The 6,138-nt window shown below is 53.5% G+C and carries 7 protein-coding genes; 2 read left to right on the forward strand and 5 right to left on the reverse strand.

From position 1 onward, the window contains the following. Positions 1-151: 151 nt before the first annotated feature. The 4 genes from MVD07_RS06760 to MVD07_RS06775 are packed head-to-tail and all read right to left on the reverse strand — an operon-like array spanning position 152 to position 2,409. Positions 152-1,402, reverse strand: a complete 1,251-nt coding sequence (locus tag MVD07_RS06760; RefSeq protein ID WP_297499946.1) for an ATPase — start codon at positions 1,400-1,402, stop codon at positions 152-154. Positions 1,403-1,440: 38 nt separating this feature from the next. After that, the gene (locus tag MVD07_RS06765) at positions 1,441-1,788 is read right to left on the reverse strand and encodes a 6-carboxytetrahydropterin synthase (RefSeq protein ID WP_297499948.1); all 348 of its coding nucleotides are present in this window, start codon (positions 1,786-1,788) and stop codon (positions 1,441-1,443) included. Then, positions 1,785-2,225, reverse strand: coding sequence for a type II toxin-antitoxin system VapC family toxin (locus tag MVD07_RS06770; protein WP_297499950.1), 441 nt, complete (start codon positions 2,223-2,225; stop codon positions 1,785-1,787). The genes MVD07_RS06765 and MVD07_RS06770 overlap by 4 nt, the downstream gene beginning before the upstream one ends. 4 nt (positions 2,226-2,229) lie before the next feature. Beyond that, a complete protein-coding gene (locus MVD07_RS06775; protein WP_297499956.1) occupies positions 2,230-2,409 on the reverse strand; it encodes a hypothetical protein in 180 nt (59 codons plus the stop codon). 89 nt (positions 2,410-2,498) lie between these two features. Between MVD07_RS06775 and MVD07_RS06780 the strand changes: the two genes are divergently transcribed. Continuing rightward, the gene (locus tag MVD07_RS06780; protein WP_297499952.1) at positions 2,499-2,762 is read left to right on the forward strand and encodes a hypothetical protein; all 264 of its coding nucleotides are present in this window, start codon (positions 2,499-2,501) and stop codon (positions 2,760-2,762) included. A gap of 108 nt (positions 2,763-2,870) precedes the next feature. Further along, a complete protein-coding gene (gene metG, locus MVD07_RS06785) occupies positions 2,871-5,096 on the forward strand; it encodes a methionine--tRNA ligase (protein WP_297499958.1) in 2,226 nt (741 codons plus the stop codon). Here the strand turns inward: metG and MVD07_RS06790 are convergent, their stop codons facing one another. Then, positions 5,097-5,945 carry a helix-turn-helix domain-containing protein gene (locus MVD07_RS06790; RefSeq protein WP_297499954.1) on the reverse strand — a complete coding sequence of 283 codons (849 nt, stop codon included), beginning with the start codon at positions 5,943-5,945 and terminating at the stop codon, positions 5,097-5,099. It abuts the gene before it with no gap. Between the last annotated feature and the right edge of the window lie 193 nt (positions 5,946-6,138).

Genomic DNA, 6,138 nt, shown 5'->3' on the forward strand with positions numbered 1-6,138 from the left:
ACCGCGGACGTAGGAGCCAAAGACCCCTATCTCCTTCACTCCAAACTTCTCCTCAAGCTCCCACCGGTGGGCTTTCAAGATGGTTTCAATCTCCTCAAGGGTCAGCATAGGCATCATCTAATGTTGGTTCACACTCCCAAAAAGTTTTCTCTCAACCGGCCGATGGCCCTCTTTCCAGACTCTCCCTCGCCAGCTTCAGCAAATCCTCCGGCGTTAGAACCTCGATCCCCTCGGGTTCCCTCTCAAGGACTTCAACGCTCGGCACGATGAGAACCCTTCTGCAGTCGAACTTCCACAGCTTCTCCTCGATCTTCCTTATCTCTTCTTTTCTCACGCGGTTCTTCCACTTGACTTCCCCAACGATTTCAAGCCTCTTGAAGCCCTCCAGGGCGATGTCCAGTTCAAGATCGGGTTTCTCAACGCTGACGGGCCTTAAACCGTAAACCTTTGCCAAAAGACCCTCGATGAAATCCTCCACATGTCCCGGAAGCTTTTCATCAACCGCCTTCCTGATGAACTCCTCCGGAGTTTCGAGTTCGGTGTAGGCGTATTTCGCCTCGAGGTAGAAGTGGAGGTCGAGCAGGGGGGAGGCTATGAAGTAGCGGAAGCGCTTCTTCTTCCCGTGTATGGGCTTCTTTCTAACCAGCCCCATAGCGGTCAGCACTTTCAAATACTTTTGAACGCTCGACGGAGATTCAATCAACCCCCCGGAGAGGAGGTAGTTCCCTATCTCGGTGCTCTTGGATTTTCCGTCGGCTATTGAGTGCAGTACGGCGAGGTAAACTTCCGAAAGTCTCAGCTCTTCCTCGGAGAAGGTCTCCCCAACCATCTCCGCAACGAGGGCGCCGGATGAGTGTAGGTATTTCGCTAAGAACTCCCTCAAAGGCGGTTTGTAAAGGGGAACTAATATCGGCTCGCGGAGGTAAACTGCCGCTTCCACCAACTCCTTTCCTTCAACCTCCTTTGAAAGCTCGAGGAGGATTTCCCTCTCGTCTATGAGGCCAATTCTCACGGGGGTTACAATGCCGAGGAGGGGGCTTTCCCTTTCCCCCAAAAGCCTCATCGCCAGCCAGAGGGTTGAGGTTATCAGTATCAGCTCACCTTTCGGTGAGTAAGCGTGCAGCAAATCAAGGAACTCTTGGGGCAGTCTGTGGAACTCGTCCACAACGATAGTGCCCTTTCCAAGCCGCTCAATGAAATATTTTCTGAACTTCTCATAGGACAGGCCTTTTCCGGAAGTTACGTTGAGGATCGTCCCGTTCCTGTTTACGAAGAAATATCCATCGTAATGCAGGAAGTTCTTGACTAAAAACGTCTTCCCGGTCTTCCTCCTGCCGTAGACCATCTTCCAGCCCGGCGTCTTCAGGTGGACAAGTTCAATTCTTCTTGGAATGATTCTCATGAGAATGATTCTGATCAGAATCTTTTTAAGGATTTCTCCTAAAACTCAAACTCAACTCCGTTATCGTCCCCCTCCCAGAGCCTCAGGCGGTGGAGTCTGACCCCTTCTGGAAGCCGCTTCTCAACCTCACCGGCAATCCACAGGGCTATGTTCTCGGTCGTCGGGTTGTCTAAGAGCGTGTTCAGGTTCCTGTGGTCGAGCTTTTTGATAATTTCATCAACGATGGACCTCAGCCCGAGGAAGTTCATAACGTAACCGTCTCTCAGCGGGCCTTCGACGGAAACCTCAAGCCTGAAGGTGTGCCCGTGTGTCTCCTCGGGTTTGCCGTCTATAACAACAGCATGGGCGGCCTCGAACCTGAAGCGCTCGACGACGCGGGATTTCATAGGAATCCCTCCAAGTCTTTAGCGGAAGATATGAGGGGTATCCTTTCATTTTCACATGCATCTTCAAAATCAGAGTCAAGGGAGACCAGCGCTCCAATCCCGTAGTATTCCAGAGTGGCAAGTATGAGTGCATCGTTTGAAAGGAGATCATAGTCGCGGGACAGCCTAACGGCCAGCGTGGACACGTCGTAGTTTATTTCGAGAAAATCTGGTATTGCTAAGAGTGGCAGAACTATCTTTTCAAAATCCTCCACTGCAGATTTCACAAGCTCCGGGTTCTTCTTGACCCGCCAGTAGGGGCCGGCTTTTAGGCGGAGGTAGTGATAAAACACCTCACTGAAGACCACGTCGTTTATGAAAACCCTCGCACTGGAGTGGAACAGTCCTGAAAGAAGACTTTCCGCCACCGGATTGCCCCTTAGGGCTTCCACAAACACGTTGCTATCCACGAGAAAGCTCGTCATAAAGCTCAGCCTCCAGCTCACGCCAGGACTTCTCTGACTTTATCGACCCGAAGGCGCGCTTGAGGACTTCATCAACGTTCTCCCGAGCTTTTGCCCTCAGCTCATCCATCCTAACCCGCCATTCCCGATTTACCGTAACTCCCCTGGAGGCCTCCATTTTCCACACCGTAGAGAGTTCACCAGGCGTTTAATAAACCTTCCCACCGAAAACCAAAATCAGCCCCGACGTCTTAAACCTTTACGGTGATGCCCATGGGATGCGGGATGGCCGTCGATGCCAACCGCGTTATAGCCGGAGGGGTCCTCGTCTTCGTTGAACCGGAGGTCTTCAAAAAGCTCCTCGAGCTGAAGGAGAAGCCCCTCGTGATAGTCGGAGAAACAGGGGGCTTCAAGAAGGTGAAGGTGACGATGACAACCTACGACGGGGCGGTGATAATAACGCGTGGCGAGGTTGAGTTGCCAGAGAAGGCGATTTTAGTGAAGGCGAAGGAGCTCTCGCTGGGAAAGTGACTTTATATCAAACCCTACATATTTTCTTCACAACTTAATAACCCATCGTAATGCTTAAAACCCGCAGGTCTTATAAGGCCCCGGAACCACAGCCGGACGGTGGTTAAAATGGTCAGGTACATGGTCACATCAGCATTGCCTTACGCTAACGGGCCGATTCACGCGGGACACTTAGCGGGAGCTTATCTCCCTGCGGACATCTTCGCGCGCTATCTTCGCCTCAAGGGCGAGGAAGTGCTCTTCATCTGCGGAACCGACGAACACGGCACTCCCATAACCTTCCGTGCCCTCAGAGAAGGAAGAAACCCGAGGGAAATCGTTGACGAGTTCCACGAGCACATAAAGACGACCTTCGAGAGGGCCAAGATAAGCTTTGACTTCTTCGGCAGGACTGAACTGCCCGTCCACTACAGGATAAGTCAGGACTTCTTCCTCAAAGCCCTTGAAAACGGCCACCTCGTGAAGAGGGTGAGCAAGCAGGCCTACTGCGAGCACGACAGGATGTTCCTGCCCGATAGATACGTCATCGGAACCTGCCCCTACTGCGGGGCCGAGAACCAGCGTGGAGACCAGTGCGAGGTCTGCGGGAGGCCCTTAACGCCCGAAATACTGATCAACCCGCGGTGTAGCATCTGCGGCAACCCCATCACCTTCAAGGACTCGGCCCACTACTACTTCCGTATGGAGGATTTCAGCGAGAGACTCAAGAAGTGGGTTGAGGGCAGGCACTGGAAGCCGAACGTTAAGAACACAGTCCTCGGCTGGATAAACGAGGGGCTGGAAGAGAGGGCCATAACGCGTGACCTGGACTGGGGGATTCCGGTTCCGCTCGATGACGAGGACATGAAGGGCAAAGTCCTCTACGTCTGGTTCGAGGCACCGATAGGCTACATCAGCATAACGATAGAGCACCTGCGGAGAGAGGGAAGGGAGAACGGGTGGAAGAAGTTCTGGCTCAACCTCGATGGCCAGACGAGAGTAATACACTTCATCGGCAAGGACAACATACCCTTCCACGCGATATTCTGGCCGGCCTTCCTGATGGCCTACGGCAAATACAGGGATGAAGAAGTCGAGGCGGAGTGGCTTCTTCCCTACGATATCCCCGCCAACGAGTACCTGAACCTTGAGGGCAGGAAGTTTTCAACGAGCAGGAACTGGGCAATATGGGTTCACGAGTTCCTTGAAGTTTTTCCGGCTGACTACCTCCGCTACTACCTCACTGCCATAATGCCCGAAACTCGCGACAGCGACTTCAGCTTTTCGGACTTCAAGACCAAGATAAACGAAGAGCTCGTGAACAACCTCGGGAACTTCGTGCACAGGGCAATGACCTTCGTGAACCGCTACTTCGAAGGGGTCGTCCCGGAGAGGGGCGAGCTGAACGAGCTCGACAGGCAGGCCTTCGAGGAGATTGAGAGGACCTTCGAAGAGGTCGGTGAGCTCATAATGAACTACCGCTTTAAGGACGCCTTAAAGCGCGTTATGGAGTTGGCGATCTTCGGAAACCGCTACTTCGACCACCAGAGGCCCTGGAAGACGGCCAAAACAGACCGCGAGAGGACCGCCACTACCGTCAACGTCTCGCTCCAGATAGTCAAGGCCCTAGGAATACTCCTTGAACCCTTCCTGCCCGATGCAAGCGAGAAGATATGGCACCTCCTCAACCTTGAGGACTCCAAAGGCTGGTCCTTCAGTGAGCTTAAAGCCGGTCACCGCGTTAGGAAGGCCTTCCCGATGTTCAGAAAGGTAACCGACGAGGAGATAATCTACTTCATCGTGAACTACATCGGAAGGGGCAACCCCGAGAGCGCCAAACTGCTCCTTGAAAAGTACTACAGGAAGGAGGATGTCGTCAAGGCTGTCCTTGAGCGCTTTGGCGAGGAGAGGAGGAAAGAAGCCCTAGCCCTCCTTGAGGCCATATACAAAGAGGTTCCCGGGGTAAAGGGGGAAAAAGTTCAAAAGGCGAAAGCTCTTGAAAAGAAGGAGGTAAAGGAGGGTGAAAAGATGGATTATGTAAGCTTTGACGACTTTGCGAAGCTTGATCTCCGTGTTGGTAAGGTAATAGAGGTGGAAGACCACCCCAACGCCGACAAGCTGTACGTGGTCAAGGTCGACCTCGGAGACGAGGTCAGGACGCTGGTCGCTGGGCTGAAGAAGTACTACAGCAAAGATGAGCTCCTCAACCGCTACGTCGTCATCGTGGCTAATCTGCAGCCCAAGAAGCTGAGGGGAGTAGAGAGCCAGGGCATGCTTCTCGCTGCCGACGATGGAAAAAATGTCGCCCTGCTCATGCCGGACAAAGAGGTGAAGCTGGGAGCAAGGATAAGGTAATCAGAACCTCAGCTCCACCCAGTTTTCCTTCTTCCCTTTGAGTATCCTTACCAGGCCCATCTTCTCCATCCTCTTGAACATCCTCCATGCTGTCGTCTTTGGCAGGCCTATGGCTTCCCTGACCTTCGCCTGGCTGGCCCTTCCACCACTGTCGAAGATGTAGAGCAGAGCCTTCTTTTCTTCCTCGCTGAGGTCGAGGTTGTTCAGCCTCTCCTCGAACTCCTTCCTCGTTGGGAACCGCCTGGATCTCCTCAAGCCGACGTATGCGAGGCCAGCGGCGAGTAGGGCTATAGCGATTAGGTATATCCTTGAGGTTCCCGTCCCTCCAGCTACGGTCTGTCCTCCCTCGGTACCTCCCCCGGGCCCTTCCAGCGTGTAGGATATGCTCTGGTTTCCGGGCGGCATCGTTATCCTGTTGCCCGCTATCTGGAGGGGGATGTCGCTGAGGTCAACAACGACCGCGTTTTCAGGGAGGATGACAGTGAAGGGCTCCGTGGAAGATACGTTGAGCGTCCACACGATTCCCTGCTTCGACGTCAGGTCGGGGGTGTAGTAGGTGACGTTCACCATACTGGCGTTGTCAGTGAAGACTACGAGCTCGTTGCCGTTGAGCTGATAGTCTAGGGGTTTTCCGTTCTCGTTCTCAACCATTACATCCTCAACGTGGACGCCGAGGAGCTGAACCTCCATCTGGGAGACGTACTCGTCGGGGAGTAGCTCGTAGGTTACCTTCACGTAACCGTCCTCATAAACAGTCAGGACGAGGGAAGAGATGGTATACTGGGCACTAACCAGTCCGTAAAAGATGAAGGATATGAGCAGGACGACCGCTATTTTTTCCTTCACCACATCAGCCCCCTTAAAAAAGGAAAAGGGTCAGGAATGCGCCATGATGAAGCTCTCGACGCGGTTCAACAGATTGAGGGCGATCTCAAAGTGCGCCCTGGCCTCCACGGGCTTTCCATTCCTTGCAAGTTCTGCCCCAATCTTTAGTTCCTGCACGGCGACCCTCAGCTGCAGCTCCGCCCTCCTTGTGTCAATG

The organism is Thermococcus sp., assembly GCF_027008145.1.
GTDB lineage: Archaea > Methanobacteriota_B > Thermococci > Thermococcales > Thermococcaceae > Thermococcus.